Source organism: Sphingobacterium sp. (genome assembly GCF_039596235.1).
GTDB lineage: Bacteria > Bacteroidota > Bacteroidia > Sphingobacteriales > Sphingobacteriaceae > Sphingobacterium.
Map to the genome: position 1 here is coordinate 565,912 of NZ_JBCNKE010000002.1, position 21,471 is coordinate 587,382.

The 21,471-nt window shown below is 40.3% G+C and carries 12 protein-coding genes and 1 tRNA gene; 7 read left to right on the plus strand and 6 right to left on the minus strand.

Features of this window, described 5'->3' with window-relative positions; translation table 11 throughout:
* Nucleotides 1–15: 15 nt before the first annotated feature.
* The gene (locus tag ABDW32_RS06555) at nt 16–888 is read right to left on the minus strand and encodes a hypothetical protein (protein WP_343560610.1); all 873 of its coding nucleotides are present in this window, start codon (nt 886–888) and stop codon (nt 16–18) included.
* A 224-nt stretch (nt 889–1,112) separates the two neighbouring features.
* Here ABDW32_RS06555 and ABDW32_RS06560 point away from each other — a divergent pair, with 224 nt between their 5' ends.
* Together ABDW32_RS06560 and ABDW32_RS06565 are read left to right on the plus strand one after the other, a co-directional pair.
* Complete coding sequence (locus ABDW32_RS06560; RefSeq protein WP_343560612.1) at nt 1,113–3,134, plus strand: hypothetical protein; 2,022 nt, start codon at nt 1,113–1,115, stop codon at nt 3,132–3,134.
* Between the two features lie 105 nt (nt 3,135–3,239).
* The gene (locus tag ABDW32_RS06565; RefSeq protein ID WP_343560614.1) at nt 3,240–3,719 is read left to right on the plus strand and encodes a YdcF family protein; all 480 of its coding nucleotides are present in this window, start codon (nt 3,240–3,242) and stop codon (nt 3,717–3,719) included.
* A gap of 53 nt (nt 3,720–3,772) precedes the next feature.
* Here ABDW32_RS06565 and ABDW32_RS06570 read toward each other — a convergent pair.
* A tRNA-Ser gene (locus ABDW32_RS06570) sits at nt 3,773–3,862 on the minus strand.
* 127 nt (nt 3,863–3,989) lie between these two features.
* Nucleotides 3,990–6,107, minus strand: coding sequence for an HDIG domain-containing metalloprotein (locus ABDW32_RS06575; RefSeq protein ID WP_343560616.1), 2,118 nt, complete (start codon nt 6,105–6,107; stop codon nt 3,990–3,992).
* A gap of 154 nt (nt 6,108–6,261) precedes the next feature.
* On the opposite strand from ABDW32_RS06575, the gene rpe reads away from it, so the two are divergent.
* From rpe to ABDW32_RS06595, 4 genes are all read left to right on the plus strand, one after another.
* Complete coding sequence (rpe, locus tag ABDW32_RS06580) at nt 6,262–6,942, plus strand: ribulose-phosphate 3-epimerase (protein WP_343560618.1); 681 nt, start codon at nt 6,262–6,264, stop codon at nt 6,940–6,942.
* A 368-nt stretch (nt 6,943–7,310) separates the two neighbouring features.
* Nucleotides 7,311–10,073 (plus strand): bifunctional aconitate hydratase 2/2-methylisocitrate dehydratase, encoded by a 2,763-nt coding sequence (locus tag ABDW32_RS06585; RefSeq protein ID WP_343560620.1) that lies wholly within the window; start codon nt 7,311–7,313, stop codon nt 10,071–10,073.
* A gap of 50 nt (nt 10,074–10,123) precedes the next feature.
* Nucleotides 10,124–12,391 carry an aconitate hydratase gene (locus tag ABDW32_RS06590; protein ID WP_077434364.1) on the plus strand — a complete coding sequence of 756 codons (2,268 nt, stop codon included), beginning with the start codon at nt 10,124–10,126 and terminating at the stop codon, nt 12,389–12,391.
* Between the two features lie 178 nt (nt 12,392–12,569).
* Nucleotides 12,570–13,442 (plus strand): hypothetical protein, encoded by an 873-nt coding sequence (locus ABDW32_RS06595; RefSeq protein WP_343560624.1) that lies wholly within the window; start codon nt 12,570–12,572, stop codon nt 13,440–13,442.
* A 105-nt stretch (nt 13,443–13,547) separates the two neighbouring features.
* Here the strand turns inward: ABDW32_RS06595 and ABDW32_RS06600 are convergent, their stop codons facing one another.
* Nucleotides 13,548–14,384 (minus strand): MBL fold metallo-hydrolase, encoded by an 837-nt coding sequence (locus ABDW32_RS06600; protein ID WP_343560626.1) that lies wholly within the window; start codon nt 14,382–14,384, stop codon nt 13,548–13,550.
* Nucleotides 14,385–14,629: 245 nt separating this feature from the next.
* On the opposite strand from ABDW32_RS06600, the gene pckA reads away from it, so the two are divergent.
* Entirely contained in the window at nt 14,630–16,246 is a 1,617-nt protein-coding gene (gene pckA / locus ABDW32_RS06605) for a phosphoenolpyruvate carboxykinase (ATP) (RefSeq protein ID WP_343560628.1), read from the plus strand.
* A 77-nt stretch (nt 16,247–16,323) separates the two neighbouring features.
* Here pckA and ppk2 read toward each other — a convergent pair whose 3' ends face one another.
* Nucleotides 16,324–17,133, minus strand: coding sequence for a polyphosphate kinase 2 (gene ppk2 / locus ABDW32_RS06610; protein WP_343560630.1), 810 nt, complete (start codon nt 17,131–17,133; stop codon nt 16,324–16,326).
* Nucleotides 17,134–17,895: 762 nt separating this feature from the next.
* Nucleotides 17,896–21,438, minus strand: coding sequence for a chromosome segregation protein SMC (smc, locus tag ABDW32_RS06615; protein ID WP_343560632.1), 3,543 nt, complete (start codon nt 21,436–21,438; stop codon nt 17,896–17,898).
* Between the last annotated feature and the right edge of the window lie 33 nt (nt 21,439–21,471).

The following is a 21,471-nucleotide window of genomic DNA, read 5'->3' on the forward strand; positions in this document are numbered from 1 at the left end:
TGAATTTATTAAAAATTATTTTGGTAACGAGCGCTTGACAAATTTATCCCCATCCCATTGAAAATGCTCTTCTCTTTTGGAGATGCGGTACTTGGGTTCGTCGATATCGTCGTTTTCGGTTTCTCCTTCTTCGATATACTTATAGATCAATTGGTTGTTTTTTTTGTGTTCTGTAGGGAACAGAAGTTTCTCGTCGTAATAGAAGACTCCTGCATCGGCGACAGAATACCTGCTGGGTAGGTTGATTAGTTTCTGGCCGGTCCAGGCAACATAATGATATTCGCTGGGAACTCCGCAGGCGCCGGAGATAAATTCCATGCGTAAGATTTGTTTTACATGAGTTAATCCCATGCTTGGCAAAAGTTTGCTTTGCGTACTCAGTTGTCCGTTAAATGCAAATGTGTAGGATTGGCTGGCGATCAAGGAGTCGTAGGGATTCAATACTTTTACTTTGGTTAAAAAGTAATCCTGTTCTTCCTCATTTGGCGGTTTGATAAAACGTTCAAAACCATAGAGGTATTGGAAACCTTCCCGGTCAACCTGTTTGCCAAGAGCCAATAAACCCAGCCAGATAAAACCTTTTTTAGGTTGACCATCCTTCATGTAGCTAATCTGGTACCATGGGGCGTAGAAGTTCTTGATTGTACTGCCTTTGAGCGGGGCGCTTGTCATTGTAACCGTTGCCCCAATACTTAAAGAGTCTATTTGTTTCGCTTGGAGTCCGGGAGCGGAGCGAATATAGGCTTTTTCAGCAAAAATGAAGGCTGTTTGCCCTTTCTGTATATTCCAGAGATTAAAGTCGTCATCAAAGGAAATACCATCCTGCGCTTTCAGAAGCCAGGGAAATAAGCTTAAATATGCCAGTGTGAAATTTATTGTTTTCATCATTATCCTGTTCACTGTTGCAAAAATAGAAGAATTTTTGTGCAGGATTATCACTGGTTTCAGGTATTTTCTTGCTAGGGATTTAACCCGTATTAAACCTAATAGGATAGTAGGTCAGCGGAAATAGATTTTATGATTTCAAAACAATTTTGTCTCAAATGTGGTATCTTAAGACGTGAAAACTTATAGGGCTAATAAAGGCGATTGTAGGCAAATTATAGGAATTTATGAAAGAAAAAATAGATCAAAAACAGCGAGTAAGTACGCTATTTGATCGCTACAGGAATCAATTGGATAATCCCGAATATGTAGAAATTGAACTATTGGTTTTAATTGTTTCGATCATTCGACCAAAAAGAGTGCAGTTGTTCTATCAGGTCGATATCCAGTTTTTTCTTGATTTTCTACAGGAGTCAGCGGATTGCAGAAATCAATTTATTCGCTACCTTAAACGGGTTCTCAGGCAGAGAGATTTTGACCAACTGGTGTCTGACACAGGCATTATCAGTTATGCAGATTTTATTTATGAGCTCAGGAAGCGGATAACAGAACGTTATTTGCCTTATCAACCGGCAAAATCAACTTTACAATATTTGCTGAACCAGGTATTTTATTCCCCAAAAGATGCGGATTGGATAGCCACTATTTCAATGGAGCAATTATATGAACTATTTCGGCTATGTGCGTTTAATTCCATCTATGATGATGAAACGGGTTTTGAAATGATCGAGATCCTGTATGGGATCGAGCTGTTAGTGCAACGTATTACCGGCCGGGCAATGGAAACTGATGTCAATAAAATGGTGCCGGAGTTCCAGAATTTCGATAGTCCCTTTATCGCAATTATGCGGGAGTTTACGGAGTTAAATGACCGTATTTTGCAATCGGAAACGAAATACATCAGTTCAGAAGATCTTTCATATAAACAATTGCTCGTGCTTCATCGACAATGTGAGGCTTATATCGAAACCGCATTTGGCAATTCGCACCGTTTTGGTATTTCCATTAAGGTGAATCAGTCCTTATTGCGCATCCGTCAGCAGCTGGAGCGTATCAAAGAGATGCTCTCTTTTTTGGTGATTGATATGGAATCCCAAAAAGTAGAGAAGACGATTCATCTGGCGAAAACGCTTATCGGTTATAATTCGAGAAAAAGCAATATCCGTAAATTAATAGGGCAGAGTACCCAATTACTGGCTTACGAAATTACGCATCATACTGCACAGACAGGGGAGCATTATATTACGTCAACCGATCAGGAATATTGGAAGATGTTTCGCTCGGCCTGTGGAGGGGGCGTAATTGTTGGAGTGATGTGTATTGTGAAATTATTATTGGGAAAAGTAGGGACGAGTGAATTCGGACATGCATTTTTATATAGCCTGAATTACGCGATTGGCTTTACGGTTATTTATCTTTTTGGAGCTACCTTAGCGACCAAGCAGCCGGCGATGACGGCCTCATCGCTGGTGAGCGCTATCGAGCAAGGGACGGCAGATCAAGGTGCCGACAGGCACCGGTATTGGGTGTTTGCGCAATTTTTTGCACGTTTATTTCGCTCGCAGTTTATCGCTTTTGTGGGGAATGTGATTATGGCTTTTCCTGTCAGCCTATTGTTGGTCTGGGGGATACAGCAACTCACAGGTGTGAATATTGCAAGTGCCAAATGGTTGCATTTGGTCGATGATTTAAATCCCACCAAGACTCCGGTCATCTTGCACGCTTCCATTGCCGGAGTATTTTTATTTCTATCGGGTATTATTGCCGGCAGTATTTCAAATCGCGATAAACATAATTCGGTTTACTACAGGATTCAGGAGCATCCCTTGTTGAAGAAACTGTTCGGAAAAACGAAGACTGATAAGATCGCTGCCTTTTATGAAAAGAAATGGGCTGGCATTGTATCCAATCTTTGGTTTGGTGTTTTTATGGGGTCAACAGCTTCCATAGGCATGTTCCTCGGTTTGAATTTGGATATTCGACATATCACTTTCGCAAGCGGAAATTTGGCGCTTGGTCTTTTTGGGCATCAGATGGAATTATCCACAGCTATCTGGATATGGGGAATTCTGGGTATAGGGATTATCGGACTTTTTAATTTTTTGGTAAGCTTTGGGTTGTCGTTGGTTCTGGCATTCCGTTCGAGAAACCTGTCTTCTAAAGAGCTGACGAAAATGGCGAAAGCGGTATGGATTTATTTTAAGATGAATCCAAAGTCCTTCTTTTTTCCACCCAAATCCAAAGGGTAAAGTTGTTATGTTTTCGATACTCCCACTGCGTTGAAGATGTCAGGGGGGATTTAGAAATGCATTGCATAAATTAAGTAATTTCGGTAGATTACTGGTATGAATAATATGATTTTAGTACTTGGTGCTCCAAACGATGCGCAGGGTAATTTAGCTCAGATAGCGCAGGACCGGCTAAATTGTGCCTGCAATTTATACTTAAGGAACCCTGGTTTTAAAATCGTCTGTACCGGTGGTTTCGGGGCGCATTTTAACACGACAGATCAGCCTCATTATTTTTATGCGCATAAATTCCTGATAGAGAAAGGTGTTCCGAAGCATGCACTTGGAGATGGTATCCTTTCCGCAAATACGGTAGAGGACTTCAAATTGTCCAGGGCGTTGATTATGGAGCAGAATCCGCAGATTTTAATTGTGGTAACATCGGATTTCCATATGCAAAGGGCTCAACTTCTTTACCAACGTTATATCGATTATCCTAAAGTTGTTTTTGTCCCTGCACCTTCATCTTTATCCAAGGAAGAGTTAGTTCCACTTATAGCGCATGAATCTGCTGCGGTGAAAAGGTTGCGGGAAGAAGCGTGTTGAGGAATTGTTTAGCATAAAAAAAGCTCAACTTGCGTTGAGCTTTTTTGCAGTCTTGGCGGAAGAGGCGGGATTCGAACCCGCGGTACCGTTTCCAGTACGACAGTTTAGCAAACTGTTCCTTTCGGCCACTCAGGCACCCTTCCGTGTTTTGACATTGCAAACATAAGGCAATTATTTGAATCTGCAAAGCCTAAATATCAAAAAATATGCAAAAAAAGCGTAACGTTACAATAAGCATTTGAATTTCAATTTGTTGTTTAGCAATTAAAATTACATTGTTTTTTTGCTCAAATCATAATCCACGCGAACATGGTAAATACTTTTCAGCATAGCCTTGAAAATAACGGCCGATTCGGTGATATCCTTTAATGTAATATTGCTATTGTTGAATTGTCCGCGCATCAATTTGTGTTCAATTATTTTATCTACCAGGTTATTGATGGACTCCTCAGAGGGTTCTTTTAAAGCTCTGGACGCTGCTTCTACTGAATCGGCCATCATTAGGACAGCGGTTTCCTTAGAGAAAGGAATCGGTCCGGGGTAGGTGAATAAAGATTCATCCACGAGTTTGTCCGGATTGTTTTTAACAAATAAATTGTAAAAGTAGTCCACCCTTGTGGTACCATGGTGGGTTCGGATAAAGTCAAGGATAACTTCCGGAAGCTGATGTTTCTTAGCGACATCTACACCTTTGATAACGTGTGAGATAATGATCTGTGCACTTTGCTCCGGGGAAAGTTCATCATGCGGATTTTTTTCGGTTTTTTGGTTTTCAATAAAAAATTGAGGATTTGTCAATTTACCGATGTCGTGGTATAATGCTCCTGCACGGACCAATAGGGGATTACCCCCAATTTTATAAATTGCTGCCTCAGCCAGATTTGCGACCTGTAAGGAGTGCTGAAATGTGCCGGGTGCTTTAAAGGAAAGTTCCCGCAGTAATTTGGAATTACTGTTTGTCAGCTCCATCAAGGTTAAATCAGATACTATTCCAAAGAGTTTTTCGAAGGCGTAGATCATCGGATAGGCCAACAATGTAATCAGTACACTCACTAGAAAGGGGAGTAAATCTGACCAATAAATGGTGTCAATGGAGCCATTCCTTGTGATGACCAAGCCGATGTATGCAATCCAATATGTTGCCAGAATAATCGCAGAAGAGACAAATAGCTGTTCGCGTTTCACCAACGTTTTGATACTATAAATTGCAACAATGCCCGCCATAAATTGTAAAAAGACAAACTCAAAACTATTCGGTACGAATAGCCCAGCTAGGAGAACCATTAACAGATGGATATTTAGGGCGACCCGCGTGTCAAATAGGATGCGAATGATAATAGGAACCGCACAAAAAGGAATATAGTATAGATTTGGGATTTTGATCTTGATGGCCCAGGATAGCACAGCAAGCATCCCTATGATCACAATCATGATGATCATTAATAGTCTATTGTTAAAATAGATATCCTTACGAAACAGAAAGAGAAATACCATTAGGATAGAAAGGGCGAGTGAAATAATCAGAAACTGCCCAAGTGTGACATAGTTTTGATTTCCACTGATTTTACCCTCGTCCTCATATACTTTGCGTAGCGACTCTAGTTTTTGATAGGTCTCATTGGATATAATCTTATCTTTTTCAGCAATCAGTTCACCTTTTTGGACCACACCTCGGGTAGCGGATATATTGGCGATGGCATTTTGTTCCAGTGCTTCGGTCTGCTGATCGTTATAAATGTAATTAATGGTGATATAGTTTTTTAATGTTTCCGCTAGCCAGCTCTTCTGTTTGATTTTGGTCAATTTGGGCATTAAATTTTCCATGTATTCATAAGAGCTTTCGATCGTATAACAGTCAGCGGTGTTTTTTTGTGTAGCGACTTTATCTTGAATTAACGTAAAATTATAATGTCTTGAAGCCGGTGATTTCTCATTGTTGCGGTTTTGAAACCGATTGTTCAATGAGAGGATACCTTTCCCATAGAGGTGGTTTAATATGGCATTTCCGGCACTACGATAATCATTTATATTTTCATGGGTTGTATCCAGCTTGCTGCTTTGCCATTTTTCGGACAAGTCGGTGTTGAACTGATCAATCTGCTCTTTACTTGTTGTCGTATTGGCATTGTAAATCGGCTGAATGGTATTCAAAATTCCTTTTTTATCAGCATTGAGCTCTTCCTGCGTCTTCAGGATCGCAAAATTGTAGGGCGAAATAAGATTTTCATGGTTCCAGACTTTTCCCTTTTGAAATTCATAGCGGAATCGCGGTTGTTTGGGAAGAAAGATACAGATCAGAACGATAGTGATCAATATGAGTCCAATTTTTCGGATGAGATTTTCCGTCGTGTTTAATTCTCTTTTATATTTTATTTTTAATCTTCCCACTGCGAGCGATGTTTTTATTATATAAAGTTAATATACAAATGTAGTTATAATTTATTTTTTGTGGATTCTGCTGGTGCTATTTGAATCCTGTTAAATGCGGAGAATGTTGTGCTGAACGGAAAATACTTGTTATCTTTGCAAAAAAAAACACAACATGTCAACAAAATCACATCTTATTGCGCCATCCGTTCTTGCTGCAGACTTCGCGAAATTATACGATGATATCATCATGGTAAACAATAGTGAGGCTGATTGGTTTCATATCGATATTATGGACGGCGTTTTTGTGCCGAATATTTCCTTTGGATTTCCGGTAATGCAGGCTATCGCGAAACATGCTACAAAACCATTGGATGTACACTTGATGATTGTTGATCCTGACCGCTATTTGCAGGTCTGTAAAGATTCTGGAGCGGAAATAATTACCGTACACTATGAGGCTTGCACGCACTTGCATCGTACATTGGCGGCTATAAAAGAATTGGGCTGTAAAGCAGGGGTCGCGTTGAACCCTCATACACCGGTAGCCCTTTTGAAAGATATTTTGGCTGATTTGGATCTGGTGTGTCTGATGTCTGTCAATCCCGGATTCGGTGGACAAAAGTTTATCCCGAATACCTATGCAAAAGTGCAGGAACTCCGTGCAATGGCGCAGGGTGTCAACGATGGACTGTTGATTGAAATCGACGGTGGAGTCACCACAGCAAATGCTGCACAGCTCTTGAAAGCAGGTGCTGATGTGCTGGTTGCGGGTTCTTTTGTGTTCAATGCTGCAGATCCGTTGGAGACTGTAAAAACATTAAAAGATATCGATATTGCTCTAGCAAAAATATAAAGATATTCGGAGGTGATTTAGTAAAATAAATCACCTCTTTTTTTATAACGAAAAATGGGAAGAAAATAAATTCAGGAAAAAACGACCGGATGGTATAAGTGCTGTTTAGAACAATTCCAAATTGATTTAAATAAATGGAATGCATGCGTTTAAAGTTGGATTTTCACTATTTTTGTATTTAGTCATAATAGTTGATTTACGGTAAAAAAATCGGCTTGAATACAGGAACTGAACGGGCTAATTTATAAGGTAGTGTAGCGGGTCTACATGAGTTATTCTATTAGCTTAATTATATTACAGACACGGTAGTGGGAGAAGGTAAAAAATTTATCTTCTGAACTATCCTTAAAATAGAAAGATTGATATCTATGAGTATTTACAACGATTACGTACAAGAGGTTGTAGAACGAGAAGGCCAGGGATTACATCCTAAGCCTATTGACGGAGCAGAATTACTAAGTGAGATAATTGCTCAGATTAAAGATTTAAACAATGAAAATAGAGCAGAATCTTTAAGATTGTTTATTTATAATACTTTGCCTGGAACAACACCTGCGGCTGGTGTTAAGGCGCAGTTCCTAAAGGAAATTATTTTGGGTGAATCAGTTGTTGCTGAGATTAGTCCGGCGTTTGCTTTTGAGCTATTGTCTCATATGAAGGGTGGGCCTTCAATCAAGGTATTATTGGACTTAGCGCTAGGTACTGACCTTGCAATTGCCAATCAAGCTGCAGAGGTACTTAAAACTCAGGTTTTCTTATATGATGCGGATACAGCTCGTTTGAAGGAAGCCTTTGAGCAAGGAAACGCTGTTGCAAAAGATATTTTAGAAAGCTATGCAAAAGCTGAATTTTTCACTAAACTTCCTGAAGTAGCGGAAGAAATTCAGGTGGTTACTTTTATCGCGGGTGTAGGTGATATCTCTACGGATTTATTATCTCCTGGTAATCAGGCGCATTCACGTTCTGACCGTGAATTGCATGGTAAATGTATGATCACGCCGGAAGCACAGCAGCAAATCAAAGAATTACAGGCGCAACACCCGGGTAAAAGTGTGATGTTGATCGCTGAAAGGGGTACAATGGGTGTGGGATCCTCACGGATGTCGGGGGTGAACAATGTGGCCTTATGGACAGGCAAACAAGCTAGCCCTTATGTTCCTTTCGTAAATATCGCACCAATTGTAGGTGGTACGAACGGCATTTCACCAATTTTCTTGACGACAGTTGATGTTACGGGTGGTATCGGTATCGATCTTAAAAACTGGGTGAAGAAGGTAGATGAAAATGGAAATGTTGTTCGCAATGAAAAAGACGAGCCTGTTTTGGAGGAAGTTTATTCTGTCGCTACAGGAACTGTTTTAACCATCAATACAAAAACAAAGAAATTATATAATGGAGCGCAGGAGCTAATTGATATTTCAAAGGCTTTGACTCCACAGAAAATGGAATTTATCAAAGCAGGTGGTTCTTATGCTATCGTATTTGGTAAAAAAATCCAAACTTTCGCAGCACAAACCTTAGGTATCCAAGCACCGACGGTATTTGCGCCTTCGAAAGAAATCACGATTGAAGGTCAGGGATTAACTGCTGTAGAAAAAATCTTCAACAAAAATGCGGTGGGTGTAACACCGGGCAAAGTATTGCATGCTGGTTCTGACGTTCGTGTGAAAGTAAATATTGTCGGTTCTCAAGATACGACAGGTTTAATGACTGCACAGGAGTTGGAGGCTATGGCTGCGACAGTAATTTCACCGACAGTTGATGGTGCCTACCAATCAGGTTGTCATACAGCATCTGTTTGGGATAAGAAAGCCCAAGCGAACATTCCGAAATTGATGAAATTTATGAACGATTTTGGTTTGATTACTGCGCGCGATCCAAAAGGCGTTTATCACTCCATGACCGATGTTATCCACAAAGTATTAAATGATATTACGATTGACGAATGGGCAATCATCATTGGTGGTGACTCCCATACGCGTATGTCTAAAGGTGTGGCTTTTGGTGCCGACTCGGGTACTGTTGCATTGGCATTGGCTACAGGTGAGGCTTCGATGCCAATTCCTGAATCTGTAAAAGTTACTTTTAAAGGCAGTATGAAGGAACACATGGATTTCCGTGATGTTGTACATGCTACCCAAGCGCAGATGTTGCAGCAATTTGCTGGAGAAAACGTTTTCCAAGGTAGAATTATTGAGGTTCATATTGGTACACTGCTTGCCGATCAGGCCTTTACTTTTACGGACTGGACTGCGGAGATGAAAGCAAAAGCGTCAATCTGTATTTCTCAGGACGAGACCTTAATCGAATCGTTAGAAATCGCTAAAAACCGTATCCAAATCATGATTGATAAGGGTATGGAAAATAAAAACAAGGTTTTGCAAGGTTTGATCGATAAAGCGAACAAGCGTATCGAAGAAATCAAATCTGGCACTAAACCTGCATTGACGCCAGATAACAATGCGAAATACTATGCTGAGGTTGTCGTTGACTTGGATCTTATCGAAGAACCAATGATTGCGGATCCAGATGTCAATAACGCCGACGTTTCTAAACGTTATACACACGACACCATCCGTGATCTTTCTTACTACGGTGGAAACAAAAAGGTAGATTTAGGTTTCGTGGGTTCATGTATGGTACACAAGGACGATTTAAAAATCGTTTCAAAGATGTTGCGGAATATCGAGCAGCAAAAAGGTGTTGTTACTTTTGAGGCACCATTGGTTGTTGCAGCTCCAACGTATAATATTATTGATGAGTTGAAAGCTGAGGGCGACTGGGAATTCTTGCAAAAATATTCGGGATTTGAATTCAGTGATGCATTGCCAAAAAGCACTGCCCGTACAGAATATGAAAATATCATGTACCTAGAACGTCCTGGTTGTAACCTGTGTATGGGTAACCAAGAGAAAGCTGCGAAGGGTGATACAGTAATGGCTACTTCCACACGTTTGTTCCAAGGCCGTGTCGTAGAGGATAGAGACGGTAAAAAAGGTGAATCTTTGTTGGCATCTACACCTGTTGTCGTACTTTCAGCTATTTTAGGTCGTATTCCTAATATAGAAGAATATAAAGCTGCTGTCGAGGGCATTAACTTAACTAAATTTGCGCCTATTCCGACAAAATAAAAACTATCCGGGTTTCAGTAACTTAATTAAATAACATAAATAAGAGAGATATGGCTTTTGATGTAGATATGATTAAAAAGGTGTATAGCCGTTATGACGAACGCATTGCAGCGGCCCGTCAGGTGGTGAACAAACCTTTGACTTTATCTGAGAAAATTTTATATGCCCACCTTTGGGATGGCAATGCGACTGAAGAGTACAAACGCGGCGTTTCTTACGTTGACTTTGCTCCTGATCGTGTAGCGATGCAAGATGCAACTGCGCAAATGGCTTTATTGCAATTTATGCAGGCAGGACGTCCAAAGGTAGCGGTTCCTTCTACTGTCCACTGTGATCACTTGATCCAGGCGAAAGAAGGAGCAGATAAAGATTTAGCCCGTGCTAAAAACGAAAGTTCGGAAGTATTTAACTTCTTGAGTTCTGTTTCAAATAAATATGGTATCGGTTTCTGGAAACCCGGTGCAGGTATTATCCACCAGGTTGTATTGGAGAACTATGCTTTCCCCGGTGGTATGATGATCGGTACCGACTCACATACGGTGAATGCTGGTGGTTTGGGTATGGTTGCTATCGGTGTAGGTGGTGCGGATGCCTGTGATGTGATGGCTGGTTTACCTTGGGAATTAAAATTCCCGAAATTAATCGGTGTTAAATTAACCGGTAAATTGAGTGGTTGGGCCGCAGCAAAAGATGTTATCTTAAAAGTTGCAGGAATCTTGACAGTAAAGGGTGGGACCGGTGCAATCGTTGAATATTTCGGCGAAGGTGCGGAGTCTCTATCTTGTACAGGAAAAGGAACAATCTGTAATATGGGAGCTGAGATAGGCGCGACTACCTCAACATTTGGTTACGACGCGTCGATGGAGCGTTACCTTCGCGCGACAGGTCGTGCTGAGGTTGCGGATGCCGCAAATGCCATTAAACAGCACTTGACAGCTGACGCTGAAGTTTATGCTAATCCGGAGCAATATTTCGATCAATTGATCGAAATCAATCTTTCGGAATTGGAGCCCTCATTGAACGGTCCATTTACGCCAGATCTATATACTCCGGTTTCACGCATGCGCGAAGAGGCAACCAAGAATGGTTGGCCTTTGAAAGTAGAGTGGGGACTGATCGGATCTTGTACAAACTCTTCGTATGAAGATTTGTCGCGTGCTGCATCCATTGCGAAACAAGCTGTTGATAAGGGATTGATCACCAAAGCTGAATTTGGTATTAATCCTGGTTCTGAGCAGGTTCGTTTTACAGCCGATCGTGACGGTTTGTTAAAAACATTCGAAGATCTGAATGCAACGATCTTCACCAATGCTTGTGGCCCATGTATCGGTATGTGGGATCGTGTTGGTGCGGATAAGCAGGAGAAAAACACAATAGTTCACTCTTTCAACCGTAACTTTGCGAAACGTGCGGACGGTAATCCAAATACTTATGCATTTGTTGCTTCGCCGGAACTGGTTGCTGCAATTGCAATTTCTGGTGATTTGGGTTTTAATCCGGTTACGGATACGCTAACGAACAATAAAGGAGAGCAAGTGAAGCTGGATCCACCGGTAGGGGATGAATTACCAACAAAAGGATTTGCTGTGGACGATCCGGGATATCAAGCCCCTGCGGTAGACGGTAGTGCTGTAGTTGTTGATGTAGCACCCACATCAGATCGCCTTCAATTATTGGAACCTTTCGCCCCTTGGGAGGGTACAGACCTAAAAGGTTTGAAACTATTGATCAAGGCTAAAGGTAAATGTACGACAGATCATATTTCTATGGCGGGCCCTTGGTTGAAATACCGTGGTCACCTGGATAATATCTCCAATAATATGCTGATCGGTGCGGTCAATTTCTTCAATGAGAAAACTGATAACGTGAAGAATCAATTGACAGGAGAGTATGGTCCTGTTCCGGCAACGCAACGAGACTACAAAGCACATGGTATCGGGTCAATAGTCGTTGGGGATGAGAACTATGGTGAAGGATCTTCCCGTGAACATGCGGCAATGGAACCTCGTCATTTGGGAGTGCGCGCGGTATTGGTAAAATCTTTTGCCCGTATCCACGAGACGAACCTAAAAAAACAAGGGATGTTAGGCTTAACCTTTGCGAACAAGGACGACTATAACAAAATTCAGGAAAACGATACCATTGATATCCTTGGCCTGACTGAGTTTGCTCCCGGTAAGCCATTGACGCTTGTCTTGCACCATGCGGATGGAACACAGGAAGAGATCTTGGCAAATCATACTTACAATGCACAACAGATCGAATGGTTTAAAGCAGGCGGTGCTTTGAATATTATTCGTAAGAATCAGGGAAAATAAATTGATTCTATAAAAATTTAGCTTTTAACGCTGCTTTCATCCGAAAGCAGCGTTTTTTGCATTGTGCACAACTTAAAAACTTTTCTGTGATCTTCGTCATATTTTACTAATTTCCACGCAATTTATTTGGTTCTAAAATAGAATGAAGGTACTTTTGCCCAACGTTTTTAGCGCCGATATGAGAAAAATATTTTTGACGATTGGAGCACTTGCATTAAGTGTTTCAAATTTATTTGCACAGGAAAATCCCGAAATAGGAAAAAGCATTTTTAAACCCAAGAATTTAAGGACAGAAAGTAACAAAGGGAAGTTTTTCTTTTTTTGGGGGTATAACTTTTCATCTTACGCGAAATCTGATATACATTTTACTGGTCCAAACTATGATTTTATCCTCCATGATGTAAAAGCGGCCGATCGTCCGACAAAATTTGGTTCGACCTATTTCGATCCCAGTCGTTTGACTATTCCGCAGTTTAATCTACATTTTGGATATTATATCAAAGATAATTATTCCCTCTCTTTGGGTTGGGATCACATGAAATATGTCATGGATATTCCACAACAGGTGAAAATAACAGGTTATATCGGTGACGAAATTTCGAACCCGGGCATACCAACTGGACATCGTGCAGGACAATACAATGGCGAAATGATTACCGTTGATTCTGCGATGTTAACTTTTGAACATACGGATGGCTACAATTTTGCCTCAGTAGGCTTGGAGCGATATGATGATATCATCAACAATCGCAAAGGCCAACAGGTGCTAACCATGGAATCAGGGATTGACGTCGGGCTTTTAATACCGCGTTCTGATGTACACCTTTTTGGTGAAGGGGGGAATCACTTTTGGAATATTGCCGGATATGGTGCTTCTGCAAAAGTCGGTTTACACTATCGCTTTTATAAAGGACTTTACCTGCAAGGAAACTTCAAAACCGGTTGGACAGATTTATATAATATCCGTACAACGGGTAGAAGAGGGGTTGACAAAGCCACACAACAAATCTGGTTTTTTGAAAATTATTGGGCCCTCGGGTTTAGATTTTAAGGATTCCAATCTATAATAACATAAGAGAGGGGCTATTTTTAATAGCCCCTCTCTTATGTTGTTGCCTGCGGTAGGCGAAGGGTAGTTTACACTATCAATGTGTTCCTAAATATCGCTTAATTTAAAGATGTCTTTTACCCGAATTCCTTTTTCCGTATGTTGTAAGGTACAGCACTCATTAATCGGATCATGCTCAAAAAAGAGAATGTATTCATTTTCGACGATTTCATTCCAATAATTAACACGTTCTTCCATCGTGACTAAGGGTCTTACATCATAGCTCATCACATAAGGGATGGGAATATGGCCAACAGAGGGCAGTAGATCCGCCATATAGAGCAGCGTTTTTCCTTTGTATTGAATCTGTGGCAGCATCATCGCTTCGGTGTGACCATTCGCATAACGGATGTGAATGTCCTTGCCAAAGGGGGCGGCGCTATCCTCAACGAATTTCAATCGACCACTTTCTTGAATGGGGAGAATATTCTCTTTTAGAAAAGATGCTTTCTCTCTCGGATTTGGAGCTGTTGCCCAGTTCCAATGGTCACTATTACTCCAAAAATCTGCATTTTTAAAAGCAGGAGATAATTTTTCTCCTTCACGGACGATGGCTCCCCCACAGTGGTCAAAGTGTAAATGTGTTAGGATAACATCTGTAATATCGTTTCGGTCAAAACCAGCATTTTTAAGCGATTTATCCAGTGTGGCATCACCGTGTAAATAGTAGTAACTGAAAAATTTTTCATTCTGCTTATCGCCAAGTCCTGTATCCACTAACATTAATCTATTCCCGTCCTCGATAAGAAGCAAACGATTACCCCATGTACACATATTGTTGGAATCAGCGGGATTTGTTTTATTCCAGATACTTTTGGGAACCACGCCAAACATAGCACCACCATCCAATTTAAAAAATCCTGTTTCTATCGCATGTAATTTCATCTTATTAATATTTGTAAAGCTTGGAACAATTTACGAAAAATATAAAATATATGGACGCTACAAGCGCGTATTGTGCTAAAAATATATGCTAAAAATTTCAAATTATTTTATCTCTATAAGTGGTTGATAATTAGATTTTTGGTTCTGTGTTTTTTATACAATAAGCCTGATTTTTAGATAATTAAGTTTTGTTTTTAGCGAAATTTGCCTTTAACTTTGGGCACATTTTAAAACAAACAAAAAATATGAAAAAGGGTAACATTGGAAACGCGCCTGATTTGAAATATTTGAAAATTGATCATACAGGAAATGTATTTTATCAATTACCTGTTTCAGAATTGGTCGAACATGCTTTAGCGAATCAGGAAGGAAGACTGTCTGATACCGGAGCATTAGCAGCTGATACAGGAAAATTTACTGGAAGATCTCCCAAAGACCGTTTTTTGGTCGAGGACTCGCTGACTAAGGATGCTGTATGGTGGGGTGAAATCAATCAACCGATGACACCGGCCAATTTTGATGCATTATTTTCAAAGGTTGCTGCGCACTTGAGTAACAGAACAATTTATGTCCGGGATTGTGCGGCAGGGGCCGACCCAGCGTATCAATTGTCTATTCGTGTGATCACAGAGACAGCTTATCAGAGTATTTTTGCCAATAACCTATTTTTGAGATCGGTAGCTGATAGTGATGCTCAACCGCAATGGTCCATACTAGCCGCACCGACATTGTTGATCCAGGATCCACAACATTACGGTATTCGTAACGAAAATTTTGTAGCCATTGATTTTACAAAAAAAATGGTGCTGATTGCGGGAACCGGTTATACCGGTGAGATCAAGAAGAGTATCTTTTCGATCCTAAACTTTATTTTACCGTTTGAACACGAGGTATTATCTATGCACTGTTCAGCCAATACCTCCAAAGACGGTAAAACGGCTTTATTCTTTGGACTTTCGGGAACGGGTAAAACAACACTATCGGCAGATAAAAATAGGAAGCTGATCGGTGATGATGAACATGGCTGGAGCGAAAAGGGGATTTTTAACTTTGAAGGTGGCTGCTATGCAAAATGCGTAGGGCTTACTGAGGAAAAAGAACCCGAGATCTACCATGCCATCCGTTTCGGCTCATTGCTCGAAAATGTTGTTCTGGACGAATTTGATCGTCCAGATTACGACGATATCAGTAAAACAGAGAATACGAGGGTTTCCTACCCCATAGACTTTATGGAAAACGCGGAGATGACAGGAATTGGCAATGTACCTGAAAATATTTTCTTTCTGACTGCGGATGCTTTTGGTGTATTGCCGCCGATTTCGTTGTTGACAGTTGACCAAGCTGTTTATCATTTTGTGAGTGGTTATACCGCAAAAGTAGCCGGTACCGAAGTGGGAGTAAAGGAACCTACAGCAGCCTTCTCGACCTGTTTTGGTCAAGCATTTTTGCCTTTGCATCCAGCGAAGTACGCTGCGTTACTCAGGGCCAAACTGGAGCAAAATCCCAATATCAAAGTATGGTTGGTAAATACAGGCTGGATAGCCGGTCCTTATGGAATCGGACGTCGTATCAAGCTGAATTATACAAGAGCGCTAATCCGGGCAGCAATGGATGGTTCTCTATTGGAGGCTCACTTTAGTAAACATGAGATTTTTGGATTAGATTATCCAACAAGCTGTGGTGAAGATGTTCCGGAGCAGATTCTAAACGCCCGAGGATTATGGAACAATGATGAAGCGTACGATACACAAGCAAAACGCTTGGCAAAATTATTTATCGAGAATTTCGAAAAGTTCGATCATTCTATGCCGGTTTCAGTACAGATGGCTGGCCCAAGGTTAGAAACCTCCATACTTGTTTAAAAGTCTGAACAAGGGATTAGTATATGATGCCCCCAAAAAGATCCATTCTTTCCGGGGGCATTGCTATGACTGAGCGGCTAATTGTGTTTGTTCACAAAAGAGTCCAATTTCTCCATTTCGTTTCCGGCGATTGCATTGATAATTATCCGAAAAGCGGCTAAGCGGGCTTTCTTTTTATTGTCTTTATCGATTTCAAACCATGGCGATTTTTTAGTTCCGGTCTTTTTAAAAAGATTTTCAATATATCCGGTATAAACATCCCATTTTTCCTGCGCCTGTTGATCCAGCACTCCAATCTTCCAGCGTTTTAGAATGTCTTCCTGTCGTTCCTTCAATCGTTCAGCCTGTTCTTCTTTACTGATACTTAGAAAAATTTTGATCAGGATAATCCCGTCATCAATCAATTGCTTTTCAAATTCCGGTACCTGTTGCATGAATAATTCATGCTGCTCCTTTGTACAAAAATCAAATACAGGCTCTACGACCGCACGATTATAGTAACTACGATCGAAAATAACCATTTCGCCAGCATTGGGCAGATGCTTGATATATCGTTGAAAATACCATTGCCCATTCTCTTCCACAGTAGGTTTGGGTAAAGCGACAATACGTACCTTTTTGGGATTGAGATATTCGGTCACCCGACCAATCGTTCCTCCTTTACCAGCAGCATCCCTTCCTTCGAAGAGAATGACTACACGTTTTCCTTTTTCGATAATATCATATTGTAATTTGAGTAAAGTAACCTGGAGATCATAGAGCTCTGTTTCATAATCATAGATATCGTTGAATTTTTTGATCTCCAAAATTCCGTGTTGCTCTAAATAGTCAAGAACATCTTTGTTTTGACGGATTTTCTGAAGTTCTTTTAAATCATATTCTGCCATAATCGTTGATTTTATAGGATTTTATTTACCTAAAGTTACTTATTGAATTGTTAAAAAATGTCAAAATTGAAATAAATCGGACGGCTACATGTAATATTGATGGAGAAGGATACGTTATAAAGGAAATCAATGCAAAAAGATGTTTTGATTAAGAATTGGACTTTTCATAAATTTAGGTTAATAATTGGTTAGGTTAGCCCGGAGTTCTCAACTTCGGGCTTTTTGTTTTTAGTCATTACGCTATCAGTACAGCCAAACTAGGATTTAGATCAATACTTTGGGATGATATATCAATTCACGGTAGGAGGGCGGATAACGCAGCCTATTTAAATGTTAAAAAATGTTAAAGTAGTAGTAATCATATAATTAATTTAGACAAGCGGCGTTTTAAAGTCAAATACTTTTCATAAAATAGGTTAATATATGGCTAACGAAAGCTCAGAGTTCCCCACTCTGGGCTTTTTATTTGATTGATAAAACCGTGCTCCTCAACCCTGGAAAAGATCCAGACCTCTGAGTTGCGGTATATTATAGCTTATTTAGTTGTTGAATTACTTTCGAGGAATGATTATACACTTTCAGTTTTATAGCTGTTTCCTGCTCGGATATATTCTTGGCGCGTAAGTTTTTTTTCTTACCTATAGTCAGGGAATAGGTGTTGCTTATTATGTATACTAAAAGCATTGTTTAGGGAGTGGTATTCCCTGCACATAAAAAAAGTCCTGCGATTTTAATCGCAGGACTTTTTTTATGTGCAATATTTTAGGCTACTTCCCTTAAATCTACTGCAACAACACGCGAGACTCCTTGTTCGACCATGGTCACACCGTAGATAATATCTGTACTGGCAATGGTTTTTTTGTTGTGTGATACAACAATAAACTGAGAGTTTTTGGAGAAATCGCGGATGATATTATTGAATTTATCAATATTGGTATCATCCAAAGGTGCATCCACTTCATCGAAAATACAGAAAGGTGCTGGTTTTGACAGATACAGGGAAAATAACAATGCCGTTGAAGTCAAGGTTTTCTCGCCACCTGAAAGCTGGTTGATTGATAACGGACGTTTTCCTTTCGGCTGAGCAATGATATCAATATCCGAATCCAAGGGGTTACCCGGATCAGTTAGGACAAGGTCACAGCTATCCTCTTCATTAAACAAAGAGCGGAACACCTTGATGAAATTGTCCCGTACTGCATTGAAGGTAAACATAAATTGCACTTTGGCGGTATCGTCGATCTCTTTGATGGTGGCCATTAAAGAACCTTTTGCTTCGATCAGATCCGCTTTTTCCTTATTGATAAAATCATAACGTTCATTCATCTCATCAAAAGCTTCTTTAGCCATTAAATTGATGGTCCCAAATTCATCAAGCTGCTTTTTGAGTTTGCTACATTTTGTGGACAAAGTAGCTTGGTCCTCGGCGATTTCCGGTACATCCTCTCGTTCAATAAGATCCTTCAATTCGATATTAAATTCAACAGAAAGACGTTCTTTTAATGCATTGAGATCAATTTGTAGGGCTGTTTTTTTGTCTTTAATCTCAGCGATTAGAAAATCGCTCTGCTCTTTTGAACGGCGTTGCTGCGTAAGAGAATCCTCAAGATTATTGATTTGTTGTTTATCTGCGTAATATTTTTCTTCCAGTTCCTTTAAGCCATCTTCCAATGCAATCTTCTGCTCATACATCGCAATAAGATCTGCATCTTCTTCGTCCTCAAAAGGAATAGTCGTCCGTAGAGCTTCCTGTACTTCAACAAGTTCAAGACTGTTTCGTTCGATACGTATTTCATAATCATCTTTTTGAGTCTCTCTGAATTCAAGATCTTTGCTAATATTGGAGACTTTATTTAATTGCTGATGATAACTGATATTTTCCTGGTTATAGGCAATGGATTTTTCATTCAAGATCTCTGAAATTTCATGAAATTGATCCTGTAATTCCGATAATTCGGCTACGCTCTGATCTTTTTGAACACGTAATTCCTGTAATTGAGGTTCGGCGACAGTAAGGTCTGCCTCGATCGCTGCAATTTTTTCCTGAATATCTTTTTTACGTAGCTGAGAATTACTGATGAAAGCCTGGTATTGCTCTTGTTTGGTTTTCACCGTAATCAGCTCGTTATTGAGTCTGTTCAGTTGAAAGCGTAATTCATCAATAAGTTCTTTTTGTGAATTGCTACGCAAAGCCTCTACACGGGCTGTTTCAGCAGTTATTTTATCTTCAAGTTTTGCAATCTCCTGATTGAGTGTCTTAATGTCCTGCGAAAGAACTTCCAGGTTTTTTGCTCTACCGATGCGTTTTCCTTCGAATAATCCAACGGAACCACCCGATAGCCCCAGATGATGTTTGGCGTAGCGACCATTCTTTTGCAAGATAACCTGTCCGGTTTCAGGAAGCTTTTGCTCCATTTCCTTTTCGCCTTCCTGCTTTAAAATATATACATGTTGCAGGAGTAGGGTACAAAGTGCTTTATATTTTTCGTCCACTGTGATCACATCCAACGCGGACATGAGATTGTCCTGTGGCGGAAGGGGGCGTGTAATAGCAGTATCAATCGCTTCAAGAACAAAGAAATTGGCCCGACCTTTTGCGGCATCGCTTAGCAATTGGATGGCCTGAACGGCATCCTGTTGTGTTTCAACAACATAATGGTTCATGATCGGTTCCAGGTAATTTTCAATGGCAACGCGATAGTCTTCCTGACAGAATAGCACATCAGAGAAAAGAGGCGGTTGTTTTTTCCAGCCAGCATTTTTCTTTAAAAAGCGAATCGAATCCGGGAAACCTTCTAAGTTGTCAATAAGGGATTTTGTTAGGTTATATTCATTCTGTTTAGCATCAACTAACCTGAGGTCTTTTGCAAGCTGCGCTTTAAATTCTTCTAGATTCGTTTGACATTCAAGGATTTGTGCCTGTAGTTGCTCTTCAAGCTGATAGGCTGTATCATATTGCAACTGCTGAGCCTCCACACGGCCTTCCAATTCTGCTACAGCGCTGTCAAATTGAACCAGTTCGGTTTCCTTTGCTTCGGTATCCACACTATTGCGTACAGCTTCCTGAAGAAGGGCCTCCTTTTGGATATTAAAAACAGCCAGATCCTTTTCGAGTTTATAAATCTTAGCCTGAAGTTCTGCATTACTTTTGTTAAAGATATCCAGTTTACCTTTTGCAGACTGTTGCTGACCGCGTAGGGCATCCACTTCAGATTTATTGGATTCCAGATTGTCTTTGAATGAATCCAGTTTATGCTGTTCATCAAACAACTCCTCATTCAACCTTTTTATGGTATAAAGGACGTGATTCAGCTGTTGTTTGTCCGTATTGATATCCAGATTTAATCTGTTTTCTTTATCCTGAAGATTTTTTACCTTTTCATTTTTGATCTTCTTTTCCGATTCATAACCACGGATTTTGTTGACAAATTCCTGGGTTGCTTTTTGCTGTACAGAGAGATTTTTCTCCTGTTCCAGGTTTATCTGACGCAAAGACTGCAATTCTGTTTCTGCTTTCAGGATTAATTGCTGTGAATTTGAGGCATCTTTCTGGACTTTGGATTCCTGCGTTTGAAGTCGGTCAAGTTCCGTCGAAAAATCAGCAATTCTGTAATATGCGAGATCAATGCTGCTTTGACGGTATTCCTGTTTGAGCAGGGTATATTTCTCCGCTTTTTTAGCCTGATTCTCCAAGGATTTGAGATTTTTTGTAATCTCATAGAGAAGGTCGTCTACGCGGCTGAGATCAGCTTCGGTATCGCGCAGTTTGGCCAGCGTCTGTTTTTTACGCACCTTATATTTTGAGATTCCGGAGGCTTCCTCAAAAAGATTCCGGCGCGAATTGTCTTTGTTATTGATGATCTCATCAATCATTTTCAACTCAATGATGGAATAGCTATCCGCACCAACGCCAGTATCCAAAAATAAATCTGTGATATCTTTTAAACGGCATTTTACATCGTTGAGTCGATATTCACTATCCCCATTTCGGAATAGTTTACGGGTGACCGTAACGGTAGAGAATTCCGTTGGGAGGATATTATTGTTGTTGTTGAAGGTTAAGGATACTTCGGCAAGATTCGCTGGTTTTCTATTTTTGGTTCCGTTAAAGATGATATTCTCCATTTTGTCAGAGCGTAACATCTTTGTACTTTGTTCACCAAGCACCCAGCGTATTGCATCCACTACATTGGACTTCCCGCATCCGTTTGGTCCAACGATTGCGGTAACACCGTCATTGAAGTTGATCGTGATCTTATCTCCGAAACTCTTAAATCCTTTTATTTCTAGTTTGGTTAACTGCATTTATACCAAATTTGTTTGTCCTTATAAGCTTGC

Excerpts from the sequence above, each read along its gene's own strand:
- ABDW32_RS06555 (WP_343560610.1), bottom strand. The coding sequence starts at position 888 with ATGATGAAAACAATAAATTTCACACTGGCATATTTAAGCTTATTTCCC.
- ABDW32_RS06560 (WP_343560612.1), top strand. The coding sequence starts at position 1,113 with ATGAAAGAAAAAATAGATCAAAAACAGCGAGTAAGTACGCTATTTGAT.
- ABDW32_RS06565 (WP_343560614.1), top strand. The coding sequence starts at position 3,240 with ATGATTTTAGTACTTGGTGCTCCAAACGATGCGCAGGGTAATTTAGCT.
- rpe (WP_343560618.1), top strand. The coding sequence starts at position 6,262 with ATGTCAACAAAATCACATCTTATTGCGCCATCCGTTCTTGCTGCAGAC.
- ABDW32_RS06585 (WP_343560620.1), top strand. The coding sequence starts at position 7,311 with ATGAGTATTTACAACGATTACGTACAAGAGGTTGTAGAACGAGAAGGC.
- ABDW32_RS06590 (WP_077434364.1), top strand. The coding sequence starts at position 10,124 with ATGGCTTTTGATGTAGATATGATTAAAAAGGTGTATAGCCGTTATGAC.
- ABDW32_RS06595 (WP_343560624.1), top strand. The coding sequence starts at position 12,570 with ATGAGAAAAATATTTTTGACGATTGGAGCACTTGCATTAAGTGTTTCA.
- ABDW32_RS06600 (WP_343560626.1), bottom strand. The coding sequence starts at position 14,384 with ATGAAATTACATGCGATAGAAACAGGATTTTTTAAATTGGATGGTGGT.
- pckA (WP_343560628.1), top strand. The coding sequence starts at position 14,630 with ATGAAAAAGGGTAACATTGGAAACGCGCCTGATTTGAAATATTTGAAA.
- ppk2 (WP_343560630.1), bottom strand. The coding sequence starts at position 17,133 with ATGGCAGAATATGATTTAAAAGAACTTCAGAAAATCCGTCAAAACAAA.
- smc (WP_343560632.1), bottom strand. The coding sequence starts at position 21,438 with ATGCAGTTAACCAAACTAGAAATAAAAGGATTTAAGAGTTTCGGAGAT.